The 25,711-nt window shown below is 60.9% G+C and carries 18 protein-coding genes; 5 read left to right on the forward strand and 13 right to left on the reverse strand.

All coding sequences use genetic code 11. From position 1 onward, the window contains the following. Window positions 1-46: 46 nt before the first annotated feature. The 3 genes from fabF (at window position 47) to J8C01_RS07720 (ending at window position 4,099) form a co-directional block, all read left to right on the forward strand. Window positions 47-1,282, forward strand: coding sequence for a beta-ketoacyl-ACP synthase II (gene fabF, locus J8C01_RS07710; RefSeq protein WP_014100052.1), 1,236 nt, complete (start codon window positions 47-49; stop codon window positions 1,280-1,282). Window positions 1,283-1,308: 26 nt separating this feature from the next. After that, window positions 1,309-2,325, forward strand: coding sequence for a zinc-dependent alcohol dehydrogenase family protein (locus J8C01_RS07715; protein WP_211431533.1), 1,017 nt, complete (start codon window positions 1,309-1,311; stop codon window positions 2,323-2,325). A gap of 88 nt (window positions 2,326-2,413) precedes the next feature. Next, on the forward strand, window positions 2,414-4,099 hold the full coding sequence (locus J8C01_RS07720; RefSeq protein ID WP_249355421.1) for a hypothetical protein: 1,686 nt from the start codon (window positions 2,414-2,416) through the stop codon (window positions 4,097-4,099). Window positions 4,100-4,152: 53 nt separating this feature from the next. On the opposite strand, the gene J8C01_RS07725 is transcribed toward J8C01_RS07720, so the two are convergent. The 11 genes from J8C01_RS07725 to J8C01_RS07775 form a co-directional block, all read right to left on the reverse strand. Further along, the gene (locus J8C01_RS07725; protein WP_211424758.1) at window positions 4,153-5,406 is read right to left on the reverse strand and encodes a glycosyltransferase family 39 protein; all 1,254 of its coding nucleotides are present in this window, start codon (window positions 5,404-5,406) and stop codon (window positions 4,153-4,155) included. Next, window positions 5,399-6,496, reverse strand: a complete 1,098-nt coding sequence (ribB, locus tag J8C01_RS07730; RefSeq protein ID WP_211424759.1) for a 3,4-dihydroxy-2-butanone-4-phosphate synthase — start codon at window positions 6,494-6,496, stop codon at window positions 5,399-5,401. The genes J8C01_RS07725 and ribB overlap by 8 nt, the downstream gene beginning before the upstream one ends. 413 nt (window positions 6,497-6,909) lie before the next feature. Beyond that, a complete protein-coding gene (locus J8C01_RS07735) occupies window positions 6,910-8,259 on the reverse strand; it encodes a nitrogenase component 1 (protein ID WP_211431535.1) in 1,350 nt (449 codons plus the stop codon). Between the two features lie 141 nt (window positions 8,260-8,400). Further along, window positions 8,401-9,378, reverse strand: coding sequence for a deoxyhypusine synthase family protein (locus J8C01_RS07740; protein WP_211431536.1), 978 nt, complete (start codon window positions 9,376-9,378; stop codon window positions 8,401-8,403). A 119-nt stretch (window positions 9,379-9,497) separates the two neighbouring features. Beyond that, the gene (locus tag J8C01_RS07745; protein WP_014100061.1) at window positions 9,498-12,482 is read right to left on the reverse strand and encodes an Rne/Rng family ribonuclease; all 2,985 of its coding nucleotides are present in this window, start codon (window positions 12,480-12,482) and stop codon (window positions 9,498-9,500) included. A gap of 405 nt (window positions 12,483-12,887) precedes the next feature. Then, window positions 12,888-14,033 carry a rod shape-determining protein RodA gene (rodA, locus tag J8C01_RS07750; RefSeq protein ID WP_014100062.1) on the reverse strand — a complete coding sequence of 382 codons (1,146 nt, stop codon included), beginning with the start codon at window positions 14,031-14,033 and terminating at the stop codon, window positions 12,888-12,890. A gap of 30 nt (window positions 14,034-14,063) precedes the next feature. After that, complete coding sequence (gene mrdA / locus J8C01_RS07755) at window positions 14,064-15,989, reverse strand: penicillin-binding protein 2 (protein WP_211431537.1); 1,926 nt, start codon at window positions 15,987-15,989, stop codon at window positions 14,064-14,066. A gap of 58 nt (window positions 15,990-16,047) precedes the next feature. Then, window positions 16,048-16,659 carry a rod shape-determining protein MreD gene (locus tag J8C01_RS07760; RefSeq protein ID WP_148263983.1) on the reverse strand — a complete coding sequence of 204 codons (612 nt, stop codon included), beginning with the start codon at window positions 16,657-16,659 and terminating at the stop codon, window positions 16,048-16,050. Window positions 16,660-16,691: 32 nt separating this feature from the next. Then, on the reverse strand, window positions 16,692-17,588 hold the full coding sequence (mreC, locus tag J8C01_RS07765; protein WP_187288355.1) for a rod shape-determining protein MreC: 897 nt from the start codon (window positions 17,586-17,588) through the stop codon (window positions 16,692-16,694). A 22-nt stretch (window positions 17,589-17,610) separates the two neighbouring features. Continuing rightward, window positions 17,611-18,666: a rod shape-determining protein gene (locus J8C01_RS07770; RefSeq protein WP_014100066.1), complete on the reverse strand. Its 1,056-nt coding sequence runs from the start codon at window positions 18,664-18,666 to the stop codon at window positions 17,611-17,613. A 279-nt stretch (window positions 18,667-18,945) separates the two neighbouring features. Next, complete coding sequence (locus J8C01_RS07775) at window positions 18,946-20,181, reverse strand: Ig-like domain-containing protein (protein ID WP_211431538.1); 1,236 nt, start codon at window positions 20,179-20,181, stop codon at window positions 18,946-18,948. Between the two features lie 153 nt (window positions 20,182-20,334). On the opposite strand from J8C01_RS07775, the gene J8C01_RS07780 reads away from it, so the two are divergent. Further along, the gene (locus J8C01_RS07780; protein WP_211431539.1) at window positions 20,335-21,846 is read left to right on the forward strand and encodes a leucyl aminopeptidase; all 1,512 of its coding nucleotides are present in this window, start codon (window positions 20,335-20,337) and stop codon (window positions 21,844-21,846) included. On the opposite strand, the gene J8C01_RS07785 is transcribed toward J8C01_RS07780, so the two are convergent. Next, entirely contained in the window at window positions 21,841-22,872 is a 1,032-nt protein-coding gene (locus J8C01_RS07785; RefSeq protein ID WP_211431540.1) for a ThiF family adenylyltransferase, read from the reverse strand. The two genes, J8C01_RS07780 and J8C01_RS07785, sit on opposite strands and share 6 nt — an antisense overlap. A gap of 11 nt (window positions 22,873-22,883) precedes the next feature. Then, window positions 22,884-23,654: an enoyl-CoA hydratase/isomerase family protein gene (locus tag J8C01_RS07790; protein WP_211431541.1), complete on the reverse strand. Its 771-nt coding sequence runs from the start codon at window positions 23,652-23,654 to the stop codon at window positions 22,884-22,886. Window positions 23,655-23,832: 178 nt separating this feature from the next. Here J8C01_RS07790 and J8C01_RS07795 point away from each other — a divergent pair, with 178 nt between their 5' ends. Beyond that, on the forward strand, window positions 23,833-25,638 hold the full coding sequence (locus J8C01_RS07795; RefSeq protein WP_211431542.1) for a M61 family metallopeptidase: 1,806 nt from the start codon (window positions 23,833-23,835) through the stop codon (window positions 25,636-25,638). Window positions 25,639-25,711 lie beyond the last annotated feature (73 nt).

Genomic DNA, 25,711 nt, shown 5'->3' on the forward strand with positions numbered 1-25,711 from the left:
CCACAAGCTGTTTGCCCGCGCACCGCGACCGTGGAGGTTTTGCGTCATGAAACGGCGTGTCGTCGTCACTGGCGTCGGGGTGGTCAGTCCCCTTGGGCTGGATGTCCCGGCCACTTGGGAGGCATTGCTGGCCGGGACAAGCGGGATTGGCCCCATCACGCGCTTCGACGCCACAGCGTTTGCCGTCCGCATCGCCGGCGAGGTGCGTGGTTTTGACCCGGCGGCGTTCATCGAGAAAAAAGAGATCAAAAAGATGGACCCGTTCATCCACTACGCCATCGCCGCTGCTGAGGAAGCGATGCGCGACAGTGGGTTGCACATCAACGGTGACCATGCGGCCCGGGTAGGGGTTCACATTGGGTCGGCGCTGGGTGGGTTGACCATCATCGAGCGCGAGCACACGAAACTGCACCGTGAAGGTCCGCACCGGGTTTCACCGTTTTTCATTCCGTCCGCCATCATCAACCTTGCCAGTGGACAGATTTCGATCCGCTTTGGGGCGAAGGGACCGAATCTCGCTTCGGCCACGGCCTGTGCTTCCGGCGCACACGCCATTGGGGAATCCTTCCGTATCATTCAGGCAGGGGATGCCGATGTGATGCTGTGCGGGGGTGCGGAAGCGCCCGTAACGCCGACCGGTATTGGCGGTTTTGCGGCCATGCGCGCCCTTTCCACGCGCAACGCTGAACCGGCGCGGGCCAGCCGTCCATTTGACCGGCAGCGGGATGGCTTTGTCATGGGCGAGGGGGCGGCCGTTCTCGTTCTGGAAGAACGGGAACAGGCTTTGGCGAGGGGGAAGCGTCCGCTGGCAGAGGTTGTTGGCTTTGGACAATCCGCCGACGCTTTTCACCTGACGCATCCAAGCGAGGTTGGCGACGGCGCGGCGCGGGCTATGCGGCAGGCGCTGGCCGATGCCGGCATTGCCCCGGCCGAGGTTGGTTATCTCAATGCCCATGCGACGGGCACTCCGGCCGGAGATGCTGCCGAAGCGGCAGCTATCCATCAGGTTTTCGGTGCGGCTGCGACTTCGCTGGCGGTCAGTTCAACGAAGTCCATGACCGGTCATCTGCTGGGGGCAGCCGGCGCGCTGGAAGCCGTCGTCGCAGTACTGGCGCTGCGGGATGGGCGCATCCCGCCGACGATAAATCTCGATGAACCGGAGTTTGACTTGGACTGTGTGCCTTGCAAGGCCCGCGAAATGTCCCTCGACTATGCCATGAGTAATGCTTTTGGCTTTGGTGGGGTCAATGTTTCGCTGGTCTTCCGGCGGGCCGAAGCCTGAGAGTTCCAGTTGGGAGGTCTTCTGCTGTGAAGTGCGTTGAACTTGCTGATCAGTTTGGAATTGAGCACCTTCGTCTCACTGAGCGCCCTCACCCGGAGCTGAAGTTTGGAGAGGTTTTGATCCGAGTGCGGGCTACATCCCTCAACTATCGCGATCTGATGACAGTAACCGGGGTCTATAACCCCAAGCAGCCGCTCCCGTTGATTCCGCTGTCTGACGGTGTGGGGGAGGTTGTGGCGGTTGGGGATGGCGTCACGCGCGTTGCCGTTGGAGACCGGGTGGCCGGGATTTTTGCGCAGGGATGGACCGCCGGTGAGCCGGCCGTGGAAAAGGTGCGCACAACGACCCTGGGTGGCCCGCTCGATGGCATGCTGACCGAGTACCGTGCGCTTTCGCAGGAAGGGGTGGTCAAAGTCCCGGACTATCTGAATGACGAAGAAGCGGCCACCCTGCCCTGTGCGGCGCTGACAGCCTGGAGTGCGCTCATCGCCCACGGACAGCTCAAGCCGGGGGATACCGTACTCGTCCAGGGGACAGGCGGCGTTTCCATCTTTGCCCTCCAGTTTGCCAAAGCCGCCGGTGCCCGGGTCATCATCACCTCCGGGAGTGATGAAAAGCTCGAACGCGCCAAGGCCTTGGGGGCGGATGAAGTCATCAACTACCGGCAGGCTCCCGACTGGGACAAAGCCGTGCGGGAGATGACTGCCGGCCGCGGTGTTGATCATGTGGTTGAAGTAGGTGGTACCGGCACTTTGGCTAAGTCCATTCGTTCCGTCCGGTTTGGCGGTCATATCAGCCTGATCGGGGTATTGTCCGGGCGGACTGGCGAAATTGACATTGCGCCGGTGCTGATGCAGAACATCCGCGTGCAGGGCATCATTGTTGGGTCGCGGGAGATGTTCGAGGCGATGAACCGCGCCTTGGAGCAGAACCGGATTCGTCCGGTAGTGGACAGAATCTTCACCCTTGAAGAGACACAGCAGGCGTTTGGGTTGATGGCGCAGGGTGGACATTTTGGGAAAATCTGCATTCGGATTGACTGAGACGGTTGCACATTTGGGGGAGCGTGGGGTGTGGCGGCAAGCCCTTCTGTGGCTTGCCGTTTGTGTTTTGGCGGTGGGGGCTGGGGCGGTGCACCAGTGGCAGACGGGGCGGATTGGGGTGTTGGGGGATTATGCCTACATCGTGGATACAGCGTGGCGGATAGCGCAGGGGGAGGTGATGTACCGGGACTTCGGGTTGCCGCATTCGCCACTGACGTTTCACGTGCAGGCGACGCTGATCAAGGTGTTTGGGTTCAGCTATGGGGTGACGGCGTGGTACTGCACGGTGGTGAACGTGGGGTACGTGCTGCTGACGTACGGGCTGGTGCGGGTTTTGGTGCCGGGGTGGAGTGGGGTGGCGTTGTGTGTGCCGCTGGTATGGCTGGCACCGCACAGTATTTATCCGCATCCGTTTTATGACCCGGACGCCTGTTGGCTGGTGTTGCTGAATCTGAACCTGCTGCAGTGGGTGGCGACGCGGCGGGTGGGGGCGGTGGTGGCGTTTTTGGGTGGGGTGACGACGGTGTTGCCGGCGCTGGGGAAGCAGAATGTGGGGTATCCGTATGTGTTGCTGGTGGTGGGGGTGGTGGTGTGGTGGGGGTGGGTGCGTGAGCGGTGGGTAGGAGGGCGTGCGGAGGGGGAGAGCCGAGAAGGAAGCAAAGGGGAAGAAGGGCTGGATGTTGTGGGGTTGCGATGGTTTGGGGCGGGAGTGGTGGCGGGCGCGGTTGGGGTAGTGGTGTGGCTGGGGCTGACCTGTGGGTTGGGGAACTACTGGCGTTGGGTCTTTGTTTCTGCCAGCCGCCGATTGGCACGCCCGACTATTCCAGAGACCTACGGAAACTATGCGCCTTGGGTCGTAGGGGGTGCATTGGTACTTGGCTGGTGGCTATGGCAGCGAAAAGGGGAGGTGGTACGACCGTCCTGGGTAACAACCGCCAGTCTGGCACTTTTGCTGGGGCCTTTTATTGTTGTGAGCGCCATAACCTGGCTCTGTGGACGCTTCTTCATTGGGTTCAATTATCCGTTGTTGTCGCTGTGGGTTCCGGTCATGATCCTCACCCTTGTGGTTGGGCTGTGGCATTTGCCGGCAGCGTTGTTTTCGTCACGGTTGATGTGGGCAATGCTCCCGTGGGCAATCGTCATTCTGACATTTTTTTCGTTTCTTTCCCAAGGCTATACCCGGTCATCCTACGGAATATGGGCGTTTTTCGTACTGATGGTAGCCTATGCGGTGAGTCCGTTTGGCAGTGACCGCTGGCAGCCGCTGGTGTGCTGGGGGATCACCTTCAGCCTGACCCTGGCGGCCTTTCCGTATGTGTACCACAACGTCCGACTGCGCTATGTTGACCAGTGGGGAGCATCGTTACAGACCACTTCTTCGGGTCCCCTCCGCGACTTTACGGCTTGTAGTCCCTACCTTGGTAACTTTGCTGAATTGTTGGATTTTGTGGCTGACCACATTCCTGAATCCGAGCCGGTGGTATGTATTCCGCAGGAAGACCCGTTTTACGTGATGACGGAGCGACGCAATCCCCTTCCGATGGTCATTTTTGACCGCACAGCTACGCCTTTTTCCCCAAAAGAGATTGTAGAAGAAGCCGAGCGCCGGCAGGTGAAATGGGTGATTGTCAAGCGGGTACTGCAAATAAGACATCTTGCTAAGGAGACCAAGGGAATCCCGGAGGCTTTCTCGGAAAAGTACACCACGGTGGCGAAGTTGAAGGGCTATGACATCCTGTATCGGTCGGCTCCGGCGCAAGCTGATTCACCATGAGCAGGTAGGGCCGTCGCGCTGTCCTTCCGACAAACTTCGATGCCAGGGGAGTTTTATTTCCAACTGAGCAGCGGCCGGGCGTCCGGTCGCCGGAATGAGGCCAACGCCCCTGCCGCCAGGATGATGAAATACACATCCAGGTAACTCCGGTGGCTGGTATGCGCCCAGAAAACCGCCGTGACCACACTGAAAGCCAAGACGTGCGCCACGCACAGAAGCAGCGCCGGCCAGTTTTTCCGGCGTCCCAGAAGCCATAGTCCAACTCCGGCCAGCAGCATCACGGGCACGTAAGACACCCCATAGATGAGCTGTTCCATCCGGCCTTTGACCGGATTGAGCTGCCACCAGAACGCTGCGCCCAGCTTGCGGCACGCTCCCCAGGCAGTCGCCCCCGGATGTGACCGGATATAGGCCCACGCCCGGGCGCGAAACCAGTCGTCAAGGTCCGTTTCACGGCGCGTGGCCCGTTCGACTTCGGCCAGTTCGGCTGGTGTCATGGCAGCCCAGGCCGCCGCCGTGCTGCGGTCAATGCTTTCGACCGGATAATGGGTAAAGGTCTGGGGATTATTCGCTATCCAGAGTGAGTGTCCCAGACGGGTCGTCAGCACCGGACGCCCCACGACCAGCCAGTTGCGCGCCAGCCAGGGCAGCAGCACGAGCAACAACGCCAGGGCATAGCTGCCAACCACCAACCACCGCCGACCTGGTGATGTGGACTGACAGCTCCACCAGAGCCAGCCAAGCGCCAGTGGCGCAATCGGCACCAAGGAAGGACGTACCAAGATGGCCACGCCCGTCAGACCGCCCGCCAAAAGCGCCTGACGCAGTGGATGACTGGATACCGGCACAAGGGCCAGCGCCAGCGTCGCCAGGGCAACGGTTGCCGTGTAGAGTCCTGTTTCCTGAAGCGCCGTGTCATGGACGACAAAGTAGGGATACAGCGCCGTACCTACAGCAGCCAGCCACCCGGCCGGCGCGCTGAACCACAGCCGCGCCAAATGGTAGGCGCACCAGACCGTTACCACGCCAACAGCCGACTGTGCGGCCGCAATGGACAGAAAGTTTCGTTCGCCGCCAGTGACAAGCGCCAGGAATGCCGGATACAGCGGCGTCCAGTAGGCGCAGGTGAGCGCGTCCAGACAGAAGGTGTGCTCCCGGACGAGCTTCTGGGCCAGATCGAAATAAAAGCCGTAGCTTTGTTCCCAGAAGGTGGCATCGCCACGCGCCACCCGAACGCCAAAGCGCACCCCACCAGCCAGAAACGCCACGGTGAGGAACCCGGCCAGGTGTCGCCAGCGGTCAGGCATCGAGGGGCACCGTCTCGACAAACACCAGACCAAACCCTTCCAGCGCCGTCAGGCGGCGGGGATGATTGGTGAGCAGGCGGATGCGATGCAGCCCCAGTGCACGCAGGATTTGCGCCCCGGTGCCATAGTCGCGGACGCTCCCGTGAACGACAGATTGACCGTTGGCAATCGCCCGCAGATGCTCCTCCAGGTGCGTTCCGGCATGTTTCTGCCGGAGATAGAGCAGGACGCCACTCCCTTCAGCAGCAATTTTGTCGAGCGCACACCGCAGCCACCGGCCGGCCTCGTCGCTGGCTTCTTCAAACACGTCGCCAAGCAGGGTTTGCGAGTGCACCCGCACCAGCGCGTCCTCTTTCTTTTCGGGTTCTCCCATCACCAGCGCCAGATGCACCTCATCGGTGATGTCACTGCGAAATGTCATGGCGCGAAACCGCCCACTGGGCAGGTTCACCATGGCCTCGGCCGTGCAGCGGACGTGGATTTCATTGGCGAGCCGGTACCGGATCAGATCGGCAACCGAGACGATTTTCAGCCCATGCCGGCGGGCAAACTCAATGAGTTGCGGCAAGCGCGCCATCGTACCGTCGTCATTCATGATTTCGCAAATCACTCCGGCCGGCGTTAGTCCTGCGAGGCGCGCCAGGTCCACGCTGGCTTCCGTCTGCCCCGGACGTACCAGCACGCCGCCACGCCGGGCGCGCAGGGGGAACACGTGGCCGGGACGCGCCAGGTCCTCCGGGCGCGTAGCCGGGTTGACGGCCGTGAGAATCGTCGTGGCGCGGTCGGCTGCCGAAATTCCGGTTGTCACACCCCGTTTGGCTTCGATGGAGACGGTAAAGGCCGTCCCAAACCCGGAGGTGTTGTTGGCGACCTGAAGGGGTAGATCGAGTTCGTCACAGCGTTCTTCCGTCAGTGAAAGACAGATGAGGCCGCGCCCATACTTGGCCATGAAGTTGATGATGTCCGGTGTGACCTTCTCGGCGGCGCAGACGAGATCGCCCTCGTTTTCACGGTCTTCATCATCCACAACGATGACCATGCGCCCGGCCCGGATGTCGGCAATGGCTTCCTCAATAGGAGCAAGTGCCATAAGACTTGGATTTTTCATTTCTCTCTTGTGCGGTGGCTGGCAACGGTGTCATCTCCGTTTGTAGTGTTTGTCCACATCGGACGCAACGCCACCCAACTGATTTCACTCGTTTACCGCTCCCGCCAACAGCAAGAGTGGCGAGTGGTGAGTGGCGATGGTGATAGGAGGTGCCGGCAGAATGTGGAAAAAGCAATCCCTGGCAGCTTTGCGGGCCTGGCCTGGAATGCAGACAGAAAATAGCAGGCGAAGAAGGGCTACCTGCACTCAGGTTTTCAGGCAAAACTTTGGGTGGGAGTCGCCGTTCGGCTGACGCCCACCCTAACCCGACTGAAACAACACCCAACATCCAGCGCAAATGACAACCCTGCTTTCAAAACCAGGTTGCCTGTGCCAGGCCGTGGCCTTACCTCCGCCTAAACACTGGGGACAGCCGTGCCCTCAGTCGGCAATGGCTCGGCTGCTTCTGCGTACTCATCCACATCGGCAAAAAAGTCCGTCAGATGTTGATATGCCGACCGACGCGCAATCGCCTGGCTGACCAGCTCGGCAATCGTCTGCGCCCCCTGCGCCAAAAAGAGCGGGCGGGAAGCAAAAATGTTGGTGAAGTACATGCTCGGAATCCCGCGCTCTTTGGCATAGGCAGCCAGCGCCGTCGTCCCCAGTACCAGGTCCGGCTTGTATTCATCCACGGCAATCACATCCTGGTCGAACGTCTTGCGAAACACGACCGTGGCGCCATGCGCGGCCAGCCACGCCTCGTCTTCTTTTGTAAATGGCGTCTGCCCGATGTTGGTTGACACATAAGGCACCTCCGCACCGGCTTCTATGAGCAGGCGCGCCACCATAAGTTCACTGCCCTCGTACCCCGCGACAATGATGCGTCCCCGCACCGGCGTGCGGGCAAAGACCTCCGCGACGGCCCGGGACTCCGTCTCGGCCAGAGTCTCAATAAGACTGGGACGGACGTTGAACGCCTTGCCAATGCGCTCAATCCAGGTGCGGGTGCCTTCGACGCCAACCGGCGTGCAGCCCATGGAGGGAATCTTGTACTTCGCCAGCAACGCACAGGTCTTCGTGTAAAACGGATGCAGCGTGACGTTGACCCCGACGCCAAGCACTTTGCGGAAATCCCCAATCGTCCGCGATGGGATGTGGGCCACGAGCCGAATGTCCATCTTTGCCAGCAACTGTTCCAGATACAGCGGATCGGCCGGGAAGACCTCCCCAATGGTCGAGGCCGTATCCGCCTGACGCGGCGGCAGACCATCCCGTTCCACCAGACACTTCAGAAGCTGGGACGCGGCAATGTCCTTGGCCTCGGCATGGGATTTGACGCCATAGCCCGGCACGTGCATGGGCACGACCAGCGGAAAGGTCGGGTCATCTTTGGCGCGGGCGGCATAGTCTTTGGCAATGGCATCAATGGCCAACCCGACCGTTTCCTCATTGCACAGGGTAATCAGCGCAATGACGCGGGGATTGAACTGGGCAATCGTTTCGGCCACGGCCGCCCGCGTCCGGTCTTCAATCCGGCCGTTGGTCAGGTCAGCCGCCGTATAGACCGGCGTCAGGACCGACTTTCGCGCCGCATAAAAGTGCGACACAAAATCCAGACCATACACACAGCCGGCATTGCCAACCAGAATCGGAACAATGCCCTCGACGCGCATCATGACGCGCAGGCTGCCAAAAGCCTGACACATCGAAAGAGGGGCGTGTTTGGAACTACAGGCGTTGATACGTTGCAAAACGTTGAGTTGCATCCGCTTCACAGGCGGGGACGGATGGATCACGGGCCGCGCCAGCCGCGGCCTTGCTTCCAACCTACAGTGTCCAGCCGGCCAAACGAAGGGCGACTTTCCACCTTTTGCCGTAACCTGATACGGCAGCCTGTGGGACTCCGCCTACCAGCCCAGGATGCAGGCAAACATCAGGGGCGCCACAATCGAGGCATCCGATTCAATGATGAACTTCGGCGTCTCGACCCCAAGTTTGCCCCAGGTGATTTTTTCATTCGGGACCGCCCCGGAGTATGAGCCATAGGAGGTCGTCGAGTCGCTGATCTGACAGAAGTAGCCCCAGACCGGCACGTTTTCCCGGCGCAGGTCCTGGTGCAGCATGGGGACGACGCAAATCGGAAAGTCCCCCGCAATGCCGCCGCCAATCTGGAAGAAACCGATGGAAGCCGTGACGCTGGTTTCGGTGTACCAGTTCGCCAGTTCGATCATGTACTCGATGCCTGTCCGCACCGTGTGCACGTGCTTGATGTCACCGGTGATGCAGTGCCCGGCGTACATATTGCCCAGCGTGGAGTCTTCCCAGCCCGGCACGAACATGGGCAGTCGTTTCTCCTTGGCGGCCAGCACCCAGCTATCTTTCGGGTCAATCTGGTAGTTGGCCTGCAGCCGGGGGTTGTCGAGAATCCGCCAGAAAAACTCGTGCGGGAACAGCCGTTCACCGCGCGCATCGGACGCCATCCATTCTTCAAGAATGAACGACTCGACGCGCCGCATCGCCTCCCCTTCCGGGATACAGGTATCCGTGACCCGGTTGAGATGCCGCTCCAGCAGCGCCTTTTCATCCTGTGGTGTCAGGTCACGGTAGTGCGGGATGCGCTCGTAGTAGTCGTGGGCGACAAGATTGAACACATCCTCTTCCAGGTTGGCGCCAGTACAGGAAATGGCATGCACCTTGTCCTGGCGGATCATTTCGGCCAGGGACAAACCCAGCTCGGCTGTGCTCATTGCCCCGGCCAGCGTCACCATCATTTTCCCGCCGGAGTCCAGATGGCGGCGGTAGGCTTCAGCCGCCTCGACCAGCGCCGCCGCGTTGAAATGGCGAAAATGGTGCTTGATAAAGTTGGTAATCGGTTGTGCATTCATCAGCTCATAACCTCTACAGCACTTCATCCAGCCGCCACAGGGGAAGCGCACCGGGCGTCAACCCGGCGCAGGTATTCCCAACTGGCGCAGGCAGGCCCGCCGTGGCGGCCATCCGTGGCTTACATGAAGGCGAAATCGAAACGTTCCTGGTGAATGTTCGGGTCACTGTGCAGGGTGACAGGGACCCCGAAGCTGAATTCGATTTCCCGCAGCACCCGTGATTCAGCGCCCCGCAGCAGGTCGGCAACCGCCGGACTCACCCGCAACGTCACCTCGCTGAACACCTGGCTCGAAGCGGCCTTTTCCTTGGCGAGATGCTTGGCGTCCGACAGAATTTCGTAGCACATCGTCTGCGCCGACTTGATCATGCCGCTGCCGCCACAGTAGTGACACGGCTCACTCAGCATCCGTTCGAGGCTCTGGCGGACCCGCTTGCGTGTAATGGCCACCAGCCCGAAATCATTGAAGGACGTAATCTTGGAAGGCGACCGGTCAGCCTTCATCGCCTGCTCCAGTACCTGCATGACCTTCTGGCGGTTCCGGCGGTCTTCCATGTCAATGAAGTCCAGAACGATGATCCCGCCCAAGTCACGCAACCGGATTTGGCGGACGATTTCTGCCGCAGCTTCCAGATTGGTCCGGGTGATCGTGTCCTCCAGACGGTTCGACTTGCCGACGAATTTGCCCGTGTTCACATCAATGGCCACGAGCGCCTCCGTCTGATTGATGACGATGAAACCGCCCGACTTGAGCCAGACCCGTGGTTTGAGGGCGGCTTCGATTTCAGGCTGGATGTTGTATTCCTCGAAAATCGGCCGATTCCGCGTGTAGAGCCGCACCCGGTCCACGAGTTTGGGCTGGAAGCGGTTGATGAAATCCACGATGTTGGTGTATTCGCCCGGATCATCCACCCGAATAACCGAAAAGTCACTCGACATGTGATCGCGCAGCAAACGCTGGACAAGGTCCAGTTCACGGCAGAGCACCGTTCCCGCCCGGGCCTGCTCGGCCCGGCGCCGGATGTCGCGCCACGTGCGGGCCAGGTAGAGCATGTCATCGCACAGGTCCTGCTCCGAACGGCCCTCGCAGGCGGTCCGCACAATGAACCCGCCTGTGACGCCTTCCCGCTCCCGCAACATGGTCATCGTGCGCTTGAGCCGCGCCCGTTCCTGTTCGGTTGAAATCTTACGTGAAACCCCGATGTGGTTGATAGTTGGCAGATACACGAGGTAACGCCCCGGAAGGGACACATACGAAGTAATCCGGGCGCCTTTGAGGCCAATTGGCTCCTTGGCAATCTGGACGATGATTTCCTGCCCTTCGCGCAGCAACTCCGTAATGGCCGGCTGCCGACGTGGCAGGTCAGGGTCGCGACGGTCTTCCCGCGCCGGACGTGCTGCCGGACGCGCCTCTCGTCCAGCGCGGAGATCAGGACGGGACTCAACAGCATTCTGGGCTTCGATGAGGGAAAGCGACTCCGCACTCACCGGAATCTCCCGCACCACCACAGCCGGCTCCCCTGGCGTACCACCGGTGTTGCCGTTTTCAGGCAGCCGGTCGGGATCGGGCCGGTGTGATTCAGCTTCCGGTGTGGCGCTCGGCTCGGCAGTTTCTTCCGGGGTATCACTCCGGTCATCCGACTCAGCGGATTCATCCCCTGGGGTGACGGCCGTGCGTGCACCGCTGCGCCGCCGGCCCCGGCGACCACGCCGTGGCGGGAATTCGGCCTGCGACGGACGTACCTGAAGCTGGGCCGTATCACCCTGTGCCTTTTCTTCGCCGTCTCCGGCCCTGCCTGTTTCCATTTCCTCTTGAGGGCTGGCTTCGCCAATATCCGCTGCTCCGGTTTGCACCGGCATCGCTTCCGCCGGCGTAGCTTCAGTGGTCACAGCATCTGATGTGGCGGATGGCTCAGGAACAGACGTTGTTTCAACCGGCACAGCCAGAAGTGCCGCATCGCCTGTGGCAGACTCGGTCTCTTCCGTGAACGGTTCAGCGCCGGTGGTTAATGGCTCATCGTCATCGGCAATCCGCTCATAGCCCAAGGTCAGCGGTTCAATGGTTGGCGCATCACTGGTCGCGGCTTCAACCGGCTCCGGTGCCGGTTCTTCAGAGGTGGTGGTCAGCTCTTCAATACGGGTTTGGGCGATGATCTTTTGCTGGATGATGGCATCCTTGAGCAGGTCGCCGGCTTCTTCTTCGTAATCATCATCGCGCACGCGCTCAAACTGAACTTCCACCGCCGGCGGCCCTGCTGCCGAAGTCTCGGCGGTGATCAATTCTGCAACTTCGTCTTCGACTTTCCGACTGCGGCGACGTGAGCTTTTTTTCTTTTCCTCACCGATGACCTCCTTGCGCCGGCCGCGCCGTCGTTCACGGGGCGCACCCGGTTCGATGGCTTCCGCCAGCGCCTCCCGCTCGATTTCGAGACGGTCTTCCCCGCTGGCAGCTTCCTCTGCAACCACCCTCTGCCCTGACTCGCCACGGACAGATGAAGCTTCCTGACTTGTTATCGTGTCATCATCACTGACCCGTTCAAACTGCGCCCCGGCAGCCGACCCCAAAAGTGAAGACAGCAGGGGCGTCTCCACCCTGACATCATCTACCGGGCTTTCTCCAGCCGCACCCGCTTCACCGGGAGCTTCCGAGACAGGCGGCACAGCCACCGCTTCTTCCGTGGGCTCCAGATCAACAGCCGTTGCCTCACGAATCCCTGTCACGGCCGGCGGTTCTGTCACTTCAGAACGGTGGTCGCGTCCGCTGCGCCGCCCGTTCGTTTCCCGCCGTGCTGGTTCGGGTTGACGTTCCGGGCGTTCGCTTCGTTCAGCAGGCAACCGGGGAAGGGGTTCCGTTGTGTCGAGGTCTTCTTCGGTTTCCTCGAAAAAGTCCCCGACGTAGAGAAAGGCATCCCGCTCCAGCCCGATGTCCACAAAGGCCGACTGCATTCCGGGGAGAACCTTGCGTACCCTGCCCTTGTAGATGTTGCCCACGACGGCTTTGGATTCATCGGCCCGCTCGATGTAGAATTCGACGACGACACCATTTTCCAGAATCGCAACCCGCTTTTCATAAGCGTTCACGCTGATGATCATTTCCTTGTTCATATTTGGAGCTATTCCTCGATATGTTTCTGCTGTGGCTGGTCAGACACGCAACCAAGGTCGGTGTCATCCTTGACCGTTGGCGCATCATTCTTTTCGCAGCAGCGCCAGCGTGTGTCAGGCCGACCCGCCGGTACACGGCCGGGTCAATGCCGGTGCGCCCCGGAAAGCCACAGGTATGTTTGCGGATAGCGACGAGAACCAGTCAGCGAACAGGGCAAGGAAAGCACGCATCCAGAAGCGCTGGCAGCCAAAACCCGTCATTGTGCCTGGCATCACCAGTCTGGCATCGCCGGTGAAACATCCCAGGCTCACGATAGCCACACCCGGCAACTCTCACCGCTGAAACTCCACCGGCAGCGGGTCAAGCTTTTTTCTTCATCACCCTCGACCGGGGGGGAGGATGTCCTAATTCGAGAAGCGCCTTCCGTACACGTTCGCCACCAAACCCAAACTCACGAACGTCATCAACAATGACGAGCCGCCTGCACTCAACAACGGCAACGGTATCCCAATGATGGGAACAAGCCCCACGACCATGCCGAAGTTGACAATGACATGAAACGCCAGAAGCGTCATGTAGCCCGCCAGGACGAGCATTGAAAATCGTTCTCGTGAACGTCCCGCAACGTTGGCAGAGTGTAGTATGACGAAAAGAAGCAGCGCAAGAACACCCAGAGACCCCACCAGTCCAAACTCCTCGGCAATCACCGAGGCAATGAAATCCGAGTGATGGGCCGGAACAAAGCCGCCCTGGCTCTGGGTGCCGCCCCGAAATCCGCGCCCCAGAATCCCCCCTGACCCAACGGCAATCATGGATTGCAGGGTTTGATAGCCAAACCCCTCGCGCGTCTGCCGGTCCTGAAGGCGTTCGGGATGAAAAATGGCGTTCCAGGTGACATTGATTCGGTCCCGCTGGTACTGCTTGAGCCGGGGTTCAACCAGAAACACAAAGAGCAGCGGGCCAAGGATGAGACTGGCAACGGCCGACCCCACCACCCACCGCACCGAAATACCACTCAAAAAGACCATGACGAGCACTGGCGGGAAGAAGGTCAGGGCCGTACCGGTGTCTGGCTGCTGGAGCGTCAGACCGACCGGAATCAGCGTCACGACCGCGACCAGCGCCAACTGCGGCCACGTCACTCCCTGGAGACTGATGGGGCGTAGAATCCGCGCCACGAGCAGGATGGTGCCCAGTTTGGCAAACTCCGAAGGCTGAAGCGTTCCTAACGGCCCGAGCCGAATCCAGCACCGCTGACCATTGATTTTCACCCCGACAATGAGGACGGCAATGAGCAACAGAACTGTGACGGCATAGATGTATGGCGCGGCATCGAAGACCCGCTGAAAGTTCAGGCGTGTCACCCAGAAAAAGACGACATAACCAATGCCGCACCACAGCATCTGCTTGAACCAGAACTTCTGATGCCACTCCGTCGCCTCGCCCGGCGCGGCATCAATGCTGTAGAGCGCCACCAGGCTGACCCCACACAACAGGGTCAGCGCCACGAGCAGGGGCCAATCAAAATCGCGCCAGGGACGTTCCGGCATGTGCCCGCACCTGCTTTCTTGGGACAACCCTCAACGCGCCGTCGTCTGGGGCTGTGTCCTCAGACGTGCCGCCGGACGGACAGCTCCCGCAGCGTCGGCTGACCCGATCTGCACCGGGAGTCCCTTTTTCTTCCTCAACCAGGCTTCAAACACCGCCCGTACATTGGGCGCGGAAACCTTGGCTCCAAAACCGCCGTGCTCGACGAGCGAAATGGCGGCGATTTCCGGTTTATCCCGTGGGCCGAAACCGACGAACCACGAGTGATCGCGCTCTTCGAGCTTGGAGGCTTTGAGTTTGCTGACCACCTGGGCCGTCCCCGTCTTGCCACACATCTCAAAACCGGTTTCCGGGTCACGCAGCGCCGAACCGGAGGCTGTCCCACCGGCATTGACCGCCCCCCACATCCCTTCTATCACGGCCTCCCAGTAGTCATCCGGGAGTTCAATCCGCTTGACCTGATCCTTGAAGGTCACACCAGGGCGTTCCTGCGTGGGACGCGCTTCAAGCAGAAAGTGCGGCGTATGAAACTCTCCCCGCATGGCAATGCCGGCGACCGACCGCAGCATCTGCAGGGGCGTCGGGCGTACCATAGCCTGCCCAATGGAAGCATAAACAGAATCCGCATCGGTCCAGCGGTACTGGGCCGGGGTGGCATTCGGCATCGTGCGCCGCACAGTGGCCGCCTTGAGTTCGAGACTCGGAATGTAGCCCTTGAACTCATTGGGCAGATCAATACCGGTGTACTCTCCGGCGCCCAACTCCGAAGCGTAGGTGCGGAGATTGTCCAGACCGAGCTTGATGCCCAGCCGGTAAAACCAGCCGTCACAGGACTTGGCAATGGCCGTGGGCAGCGGTGGCATTCCATGACTGCCCATGCACCGGACATGGCGGCCGCCAACGTTGATCCCTCCACCACACAGCAGGCGGTCCGTCGGCTTGAGCACGCCAGCCCGCATGGCTGCCACGGCCAGGATGACTTTCCAGGTCGAACCCGGCGGATAAATGTCCTGGATGGCGCGGTTGCGCAGTGGCTTGTGTTTGTCGTTGGCATACCGCGCATAGTCAGCCCGTGAAATACCGGCAGCAAACAGGTTGGGGTCATAGCCCGGCATTGAAGCCAGCGCCAGCATTTCCCCATTGCGCGGGTCCATGACGGCAATGGTTCCATCCAGTTTCAGCGCCTTGAGCCGCTCTTCCGCCACCCGCTGCAAGTCCAGATCGAGCGTGGTCACAATGTCCTGACCGGCAACGGGAGGTACCGTCTCGATTTCACGCACGAAGCGCCCACGCCGATCAACAATAATGCGCCGATACCCATCCCGCCCCATGAGAATACGGTTGTAGAACCGCTCCAACCCGGACTGCCCGACCTTGTCCCCCGGACGACAGTAGTCAAATTCCGGCCGCTTGAGCTGGGCTTCACTGACCTCGGCTACGTAACCCAGAACGTGGCAGGCCAACTCCCCGTGGGGGTACTTCCGCTGAGGACGCAGTTCGACGAGAAACTCCGGGTGTTCATAATCCAGCACAGCAACTTTGGCCCGGTCGGCATCGGTGATGTTGGATTTGACTTCAACCGGACGAATTCTCGCCGCTGGCGAGCGGAGTTGCTGCCGGGCATACTCTGGTGCCACCCCGAACTCCTCCGCCAGAATACGCAGCGTTTCAGCTTCATCCTGAATGTCTTCCCGGTTCACCATCAGGCTGAACGTCGGCCGGCTGTCCACCAGGACATTTCCGTGGCGGTCAAGGATGTTGCCGCGCGGTGCCACGATGGGAATCTTGCGCTCGCGGTTGTTTTCGGCCTGTTTGACATAGTCCTCGTGGTGAACGACCTGCATGCTCCACAGGCGCAGGGCCAGAACAACAAAAGCCGCCACAATGCCGGCCTGAAGCGCCAGCAACCGGAGCCGTGGATTGAAAGAGGGTGGCGGAGCTGAAAAGTGCGGCGTCATGGGGGAGGGACATCAGGAAAACATCCGCAGCGCCGGGTCCCAGGTGCAGAAGGTATGGTCAAAAGGCGCGCGGCGCCAGCGGTTCATCCGTGCTACGGACGGCAATCCACTTACCCAACCAGCGATCACCCAGGGGAAACAGGGCTATCCCCGCCAGACCATTCCCCAGTAGGGCGAACATCCCCACCCGGACGACATCCCGCAACGTCGTTCCGGGCGGCAACATCGAAAAAAAGTACAGGAAAAAGGCAAATAATCCCGTGTTGACGACGGAACACAGCGGCAGCACCAGCAAGCGTGTCGCTTTGCTGTCCAGCGAAAACTTGACACTGACCACGGCCAGCGCGTAGCCGATGAGCATCTTGGTAAAGCCACTGGCACCATAGAGTACCCCCCACACCAGGTCCTGCAACAGGCCACCGGTCATCCCGACCAGGGCGGCGCGCAGGGCACGCGGCTGCACACCAACGAAGACGGTCAAAATGAGGATGAAATCCACATACTCGAAGAACGGGCCAAGATAGGGCAGGCGGACCAGCATGGTTTGCAGCGCCACCATAAGCAACAGCGCAATGACGACACGCGCCGTCGGCCCAAGCTCCAGCACGATGAAGGTGGTACTGGCGCGGCGCTGGGGAAGTGACTGGCGCATGACGTAGGGGGATAACATGGTGTGCTGACTGACTTCTCAGGAACAATGATTCATTTACTTTTGGATGGCTGCTTGGCTGTGGGCGAGGGGCGCAGGAGGTCTGAAACCGTTACCCGAATGGTCGGAGGGAGAATGGCCACTTCTTCCAGGCGCTCCAGAGGAGCCGCCGGGCGCACCTGGATGCGGTGGAGTCCGGCACCGGAGCCACGTTCGACCGTCTCCACAGTACCGATGATAAGTCCCTTCGGATACACACCGTCGAGACCGCTTGTGAGTACCATCTCGCCTTCGCTGACATCTGTCAGGCCGGAGACATTATCCAACCGGCACAGCGGCTGATTCTGCCCGCGCAGTTCGCCATTCACCCGTGATACGGCCAGGGTCGCACCCAGTCCGGCCTGCCCGTCGGCAATGGTCTGTACCACGGCCACGTTTGGGCCGACGGCCACCACCCGCCCGACCAGCCCCTGGGGCGTGACGACCGGTGCATTGATGAGCACCCCATCCAGCGAGCCTTTGTCGAGCAGGATTTGCCGGAACCACGGAGTGCCGTCGCCACCAATGACATTGGCCACAACCGTCGGCGCCGGCGCAGACTGCTTCAGGGCCAGCAGTTCGCGCAACCGCTGCCCGTCCAACGCCTCGCGCTCGCGCTCCACCAGCAGCCGCCGCAGGCGATCATTTTCGGCCTGCAAACGCTGGTTGGCGGCATAGACCCCGCGTAGGTCCACATATCCCTTCCAAGCGGATACCACCGTTGTGATCACGGCATCAGACGCCTTCTGGAGCGGCTGGAGTACCGTCAGAAGCGCCACCCGCGGCAGGCTTTGTCCGAGGGTACGGGCACGGGCATGGAGGGACATCAGCAGAAACTGCGCCAGAAGCAAACCGGCCACGAGCAAGGCAACCCGGCGCGCCGGGTCGAGCTTCTGCAATGGAGAGGGCAAGTGCAACATCCGGCCCCCAGGCTCAGTTGGCAATCATGTGCTTGGCGTAAGCGCCTCCCAGACTCACCCGTTTGAGCAGCTCAAAGTCACCCAACATCTTGCCGGTGCCAAGCACAACGGACGACAGCGGGTTTTCAGCCAGGGTCACAGGAACGCGCGTTTCCTTCATCAGAAGTTTGTCAAGGCCCTTGAGCAACGCTCCACCACCGGTCAGGACAATCCCCCGGTCGGCAATATCGGCTGAGAGTTCCGGTGGCGTTCGTTCCAGCGCCACCCGCACCGCGTTGACGATGGTAGCGATCGGCTCCGCCATGGCCTCACGCACTTCCTCGTCAGAAATCGTGATCGTTTTGGGAATCCCCTCGATAAGGTCACGTCCGCGAATCTCCATCGTGAGACGCTCTTCCAAACGGTACGCCGACCCCAACTCGATTTTGACCTGCTCGGCCGTCCGTTCGCCGATGAGCAGGTTGTACTTGCGCTTGATGAACTGGGCGATGGCTTCGTCGAGTTCGTTGCCTGCCACCCGCACGGCACGGGAATACACAATGCCGGAAAGCGAAATCACAGCAATGTCGGTTGTACCGCCGCCGATGTCCACAATCATGTTGCCGTATGGTTCGGTGATGGGCAGCCCTGCGCCAATGGCCGCGGCCATGGCTTCCTCGACCAGATACACCTCCGCTGCCCGCGCCCGGTAAGCAGCATCTTCAACCGCCCGCAGTTCAACTTGGGTAATCTCACCCGGCACGCCGATGACCACCCGTGGCGACACCCACGACTTCCCGTTGTGCGCACGCCGGATGAAGTGCTGGAGCATTTTCTCGGTCACTTCAAAATCGGCGATAACGCCATCTTTCATCGGGCGAATCGCCACGATGTTCCCCGGCGTCCGCCCAATCATTTCCTTGGCTTCCTTACCAACGGCCTCAACCTGGTGGGTGATCTTGTTGATGGCGACAATGGATGGCTCACTGACAACAACCCCACGGCCTTTGGCATACACCAGCGTGTTGGCCGTTCCCAAGTCAATCGCCAGGTCATTGGAAAAGTAGTTGAAGATAGAACGCAGTTTCATCAGTTAAACGTATCATTCCCAGCCAACAGGTTCAGAGCGGCCATGACAGCGCGCCCAAGCGCAGCTTTTGGCGAGGCCCACCGGAGGGCCCGACTTCTCAAAACACTGCTTTTGAAAGCTTGTTCACTTTTGAACCATTGTCAAGAAACGCAGCGCCCCAGGTTCGGAATTTTTCCGACTGTCAGCCCTCCAACCAGCCGGGAAGCAACGGCCCATAGACCATGGTGGGCGAGGCCCACGCGATCCCCTTGGCCAAAGCCTGCCCAGGGGCGGTCAAGCTCAGCGGGTGACAACTTTTTCACCTCGCCGCCCACGAGCGTCTGTAGCGACAATGCGAAATGTTTGGCCGGGCAGAATAATGGAGAACCGCCCATCACCGTCCACAGGGACAACGCGCCCGTTGATGCGGATTTCCGCCCCTGGCTCGGTTTCTCCCGAAACCTTGTGGATACCGGCCGCAACCCGTGCGACCTGTACCTTCTCTATGTAGATAGGCGTGTCAGATACTCCTGGCTGCCGGGGAACAAACGTCAGGCGGTACTCCTCACTCCACACACCAGGACGCCCATCCCGTGCCACCGCCCGTACCCGCCACCAGTACGTGCCACTCTGTGAGTTAACATTCCACGTGAACCCAGGTGTCTCGGTGTCCTTTTCAAAAACTAGGGCCCGGTTGAGAAAGTATTGGGAACTGGCAACTTGGAGCTGGTAATAGGGAGCGTCCGCCACTGCCCCCCAAGCAAAGGTCACGGGCAGCGGCTTGCCATACTCCAATGGGATAATGGAGGCATTTTCCGGCAGCGCCGGACGCGGCGGCGACAGCAGGGTGTACTCCTCCACTTTCTGGTCCCGGTCATATTCCACACTCGTGTTGGTACGGATGCTTTCCGTCACGCCCCGGTCGGTCGTCGAGCGGAGTTCCCCGCGCTCCACACTGATGCGCACGCGATCCCCAGTCACATTGACTTCCGCACTGGAGTTCTGTGTCACACTCAGCTTGACATTCTTGAGTGCCAGCTCGTTGACATCTTCGGCCGTCTGAACCGTTCCCGTGCTGATATTGACCGTGCCGCCTTCGACCCGGTTGCGCACCACCTGCTGGTCGGTCTTGGCGTTCTTGGCGTTTTCCTGAACCATGACCGTCGAATCCGACTTCATCTTCAGAACGCTGCGGTCAACATACTGGATGACGGCGGCCCCGTCCGAAGCTGTATAAATGACATCACCTGGCTCAAGGATGGTGTTGGGGGTCGCCGGTTCAAGCTGATTGGTCCGTGCCCGCTTGATGTTGACTGTGCCCAGCACCTGAACCAGGCGGGCCCCTTGAGTTTCAAATTGTCCGGCAAGGGCTTCCTGGTGACGTTTCCAGAGATACAACCCGACAATTGCGCCAACAAGCAGTAAAAACCCGGCAATAATTTGGTAAAGCGTCCGGCGGGAGATGAGATACCAGTCCAGAATTGGACGCTTGAATTTGGTTGCAGCAGCGTTTTTATTGCCTGGTTGGACGTACATTGAACACCGTCCACTTGGTTGACTGAATCCGTTGCCTCGTGCGGCACTGAGAGCGCTCCCACCACACGCTATCGCTATAACACAGCCAACTGTGCAAAATCAAAATGTGCCTGAAACTTGTTATCCTGCCCTGTACTTGGAGTCACTTACACCATGCCTTTGTCCATTCACTGCCAGCCCCTGGTACAAACCACCGTTGATGTCCTCCTCGTGCCGGTCTTTACCGAGGATGTCTCCAACTCCGGTTCTCTCAACGAAAGTCTCCCTTCTGTTGGCGAACGTCTGTCGGCCGTGCTGGGTACAGCTGAGATGATGGGCAAATCAGGGCAACTGCTCACCCTGCACCTGACGCCCGGCTTATATGCCACCAGGCTGGTGTTGATGGGCGTCGGCGCGGCCGACAAGCTGACGACCCAGACGATGCGTGAAAGTGTGGCTGCCGCAATTCGCGCCCACGGAATGCAGGGCGCGCGACGTTTTGGTCTGCTTCCACGGTGGGGCGCACTCCCGCCCCAGTCCTTTGTCCAGGCCGCGGTGATCGGCGCTCATCTGGCGACGTTCCCTGTGGATTGTTACCGCACCGAGGACACGCGCCCGGTTCAGGTCGAGACGCTGACGGTTGTAACCGAAACCGCCGATGACGCCATCCACGAGGGTATCCGCCGGGGCAGCATTCTGGGGGAAGCCATCAACTTTGCGCGGTTTCTCGTCAATGAGCCAGCCAACCGGATGACCCCCACCCACCTTGCCCATCACGCCCAGGAAATGGCCAACGACGTGGGCCTGCAAACGGACATCCTCAACGAAGACAAAATGCGCGACCTTGGAATGGAGGCGCTGCTGGCCGTGGCGCGCGGCTCGGTCGAGGAACCACGGCTGATTACCGTACGCTACAGCCCTCCCAACGGCGGCGGACGTGAAACCATCGGTCTCATCGGCAAGGGCATCACCTTCGACACCGGCGGTATCTCGCTCAAACCGGCCGAGAACATGGAAAAGATGAAGTACGACATGGCCGGCGGGGCGGCTGTCCTTGGGGCGATGCGCGCCATTGCCCAGCTCAAGCCCAACCTCAACGTCATTGGCATCGTTCCGAGCTGTGAGAACATGCCTTCCGGCAAAGCCACCCGTCCGGGCGATGTCGTGCGGACCATGCTGGGGAAAACCGTCGAAATTATCAACACGGATGCCGAAGGACGGCTCATTCTGTGCGATGCCATGGCTTATGCGCGCCGGCTGGGTGTCACCTGCATGGTGGACCTGGCGACCCTGACCGGGGCCATTGCCGTTGCGCTGGGACTTCGCTACGCCGGACTGTTCAGCCACCATCCCAACATGGTTGAGGAACTCCAGGCAGCCGCCCGTGCGGCCGATGAACGGGTGTGGCCGCTGCCGCTCGATGACGAGTACCGGGAACTCATCAAAAGCGACATTGCGGACATCAAAAACGTCGGCGGCAAATACGGCGGCAGCATCACGGCGGCCTGGTTTCTGCGGGAATTTGCGGGCGATGTCCCGTGGGCGCACCTCGACATCGCCAACATGGCCTGGAACATGGAAAACAAACCGCATCTTCCCAAAGGGCCGACGGGCTTTGGCGTGGGAACGCTGGTTGAGTTCGTTCTGGCACGCGCCCACGCCGCCAACGGCACTCCCGGCTCATAGCCCGAAGTATCGGGCATAAAAAGCGCGCGCCCGGTCGGGGCTGGAAGTCCCTTTGATGATGGCGCGGCCATCCTGAAACAGCGTGGCTTCCAGCCCCTCGACGGTAAAGCGCAGCACATCGGCGTTATGCCGAACCTCGCCAAGGGGCCGCAGGCGCTCGGCCAAAGGGGCAAAATCGAGCGCGCTGGCGGGCGGGCGCGCCGGACGTACCTGCACGGCCTCACGTCCGCACAGCGTGGCGGCGAACGTCGTTTGTTCGACCGTCAGGAAATCAAACCGCCGGAGCTGGCAGCAGGGACAATCCGCGCGGCGGCGGTCGGGCGACAGCGCCAGCGTCGTCTGCCGCCCGCTCCAGACATCCACCTGCCAGAGGTTGTGCCGACAGGCTGCCGCCTGACCCATCAGCAGCTTCAGGGCCTCGACCACCTGCGCGGCCGCCACCGTCTGGATTACCGGCAGGATGACTCCGGCCGTCTCACAGGTTGGCGTCAGGGCCGCGTCCGGCGGTTCTTCAAACACACAGCGCAGGCAGGGGGTTTCACCCGGCCGGATGGTCATTGTCGCCCCCTGGCTGCCGACGGCCGCGCCATAAATCCACGGTTTCCCGTGCTTGACGCAGGCATCGTTGAGGACGTAGCGCGTCTCGAAGTTGTCCGTGCCATCGAGGACAACATCGGCTGCGGCCACAAGGGCTTCCACCGTATCCGGCGCAACATCGGCAATGATGCCCTCGACCCTGACGGCGCTGTTGACAGCCCGCAGCCGCTGCTCGGCCGCGCGCGCCTTGGGGCGGTGCGCCTGCGCATCAGCTTCATCAAACAGGATTTGCCGGTTGAGATTCGACCACTCGACGAAATCCCGGTCCACGAGACGGACCGTACCGACGCCAGCCCGCACGAGCATGTCGGCCAGCGCACAGCCCAATGCACCGCATCCCACGACCAGCGCCCGCCCTTGAGCGAGCCGCGCCTGCCCTTCCGGGCCGATTTCGGCAAACCGTTCCTGGCGGGAGTACCGTTCACGCATCCCGTCCGCCGTCAGCCTTTCCTGAGAAATTTGGCGACGCCAGCGCGGCAATCGGCCGTATGCCGGGCAATGACGTTGACATCGGCGCCGCTGCGCAGCGCAGCTTCAAAGCTGAGGCCGTCCATGTGGTAGAGCAGCCGCTTCGTCAGATGCATGGCTGAGCTGCTTCGGGCTGCGAGCTGTTTGATGTACGCCGCAAAGGCTTCATCAAAGGTATCGCCTGGCAGGACGCGGTTGACCAGTCCCCACTCGTGGGCCTGCCGGGCCGAAAGAACCTCCCCGGTGAGCACCCATTCGAGCGCCCGCTTTTCGCCCAGATTGCGCCGCAGAATGGCCATGACCATGGCCGGGACGAAGCCGATGCTGACTTCGGGATAACCAAACTGCGCCGTTTCGTCTGCCACAATGAGGTCGCAGGCCGAAGCCAGCCCACACCCACCCGCCAGCGCCCGTCCCCGGACACGCGCTACAATCGGCTTCGGACAGGCGCGCATGGCGGTGAACAGATGAACAAGGGTTTCGGCATCCCCCAGGTGCTGCATGATGTCCTGCTCAGCCATGGCTTCCAGTGCCGCCAGATCAGCTCCGGCGCAGAAGTCCTTTCCGGCGCCGGTCACCACCAGAACGCGCACGTCCGGGTCCTGCGCGGCCGATTGCACCGCCGCCCGCAGCCCATTCAGAATGCCGGCATCAAGCGCGTTGCGTTTTTCAGGACGGTTCAGCGTCGCCGTGGCAATTCCGTCGGCAACGTCGTAGAGAAGGCTGTTCGGTGTGTCGCTCATGGTTTCTTCCTTCGGCGCGGCCAAAGGCGGCACCGAATCTCTCCAGAAATGGATGGCTATCCGCCGCAGGGGACTTTCGCTAGATTACCCGCCATTCACCATGCCTTCCAAATTTCCCCACAGTGACTGACGCCCGATGTCCATCCAGCTTTGCTTCCACTCTGCCGTTTGGCGACGGATGTGCACGCCGTACGCCTGGCTCTGGCTCACCTTTCTTTTCGCACTTGCCGGGTCAGGGCAGGCCCAAACCGCCAGACCAACCGTGGTCTATGACCTCGTTCCACAGACGCCGAACAGCCATCTCATCACCGTCACCCTGCGTTACGCCCCGCCGGAACCGGTCAGGCACCTTGATGTGGCGCTTCCGGCCTGGCGTCCGGGACGGTACCAGATTCAAAACTACGCGCGGAACATCCGCGACTTCCGGGCCACCGACCAGACCGGACGGCCGCTGCCGTGGGAAAAAACTGACAAATCCACGTGGCGCGTCCAGTGTGGCGCCAGCCGTGAAGTCCGCATCTCCTACGCCTGCTATGCCAACACCCTCGATGCCGGCTCGACGCTCTGGAACGACGAGGAGCTGTACTGGAACGGCACCAACCTGCTGATGTATGTTGTTGGGAAAAAAGACCTTCCGGCGCGCCTGTCGCTGACGCTGCCCGCCGGCTGGCGCTGCGCCTGTCCGCTCAGAAAAGTCGCCGAACCGTTTGTCTATGAAGCGCCCGACTACGACACGCTGGCGGACGCGCCCGGCATTGCCAGTCCAACCCTCGACATCGTTCGGTTTGAGCATGCCGGCACGGCCTACTTTATGGCGTTCCAGGGGCCGGTGAGCCTTCCGCTGACCGAACTGGCTGAGTCCATACGGCGCATCGTGGCGGTGACGGTGGAGATGTTCGGCGGCAAAGCGCCCTTTGCCGACTACTGGTTTCTCTACCACGTCATCCCCGGCGGCCGTTTTCACGGCGTCGAGCACCTTAACTCAACGAGCATCACCGTCCCGGCAAGCGTGTTTGCGGAACGTATCCAGCGTTTCTACAGCATTACCGCGCACGAGTTTTTTCATGCGTGGAACGTCAAACGCATCCGTCCGCAGGTGCTGGGGCCCTTTGATTACAGTCAGGAAGTGTACACCCGCAACCTCTGGGTGGCGGAAGGGGTGACGAGTTACTACGACGATCTGCTGTGTCGGCGGGCGGGCGTGCTGTCGGTTGAGGACTACCTGCGCGCCCTGGGAACGACGATTGCCACGCAGCAACGGACGCCGGGGCGACTTGTCACACCGATCACGGCTGCCAGTTTTGACGCCTGGCTGACGCCGGACGACACCAATGTGCGGGTGGATTTCTACACCAAGGGGGCGCTGGTGGCGCTGCTGCTCGACCTTGACATCCGGCGACGCACTGGCGGTGCCAAATCCCTCGACGACGCCATGCGCTGGCTGTACACCACTTATGCCGAACGCGGGCGCGGCTATCCCGAAAACGGCATGCAACTGGCCGTTGAAGCCGTAGCCGGAACGAGTTACACCGACTTCTTCGCGCGGTATGTGGACGGCACGGACGAACTGCCTTATGGGGAGTACCTGGCAGCCGTCGGGCTGGAACTCGTCGAGACGCTGTCGCCCACGCAGCCCAAAGCGTCGCTGGGCATCGAGTTGTCCGGGGATGAGAAACAGACCGTAATTGCCAATGTCTTTCCCGGCGAGGCCGGTTTCCAGGCGGGTCTCGACCGGGGCGACATCCTTGTGGCGCTTGACGGCGAACAGGCTACGCTGACCACAGTGCCCCAGTTGCTGAAACAGCGGCAACCCGGCGAGACCGTCAGAGTGCTGGTGTTCCGGCGCGGCAAGCTGCGGGAATTCGCAGTGACGCTTCAGAAAGAAACGCGCCTGGATTTCCAGGTACGCCCTGTGTCAGCGCCAACGCCTACCCAGACCCGGCTCTATCGGGCCTGGTTGGGTCTGGCTTCGGCATCCGGTTGAGCTTGCCGTCGGCACAATAAAGCCTCCACGTTGCTCACCGGTGTGCGATGTGGAGGCTCAAGTGTCACGCCCT

The sequence above is a fragment of the Chloracidobacterium sp. D genome (genome assembly GCF_018304685.1).
GTDB lineage: Bacteria > Acidobacteriota > Blastocatellia > Chloracidobacteriales > Chloracidobacteriaceae > Chloracidobacterium > Chloracidobacterium thermophilum.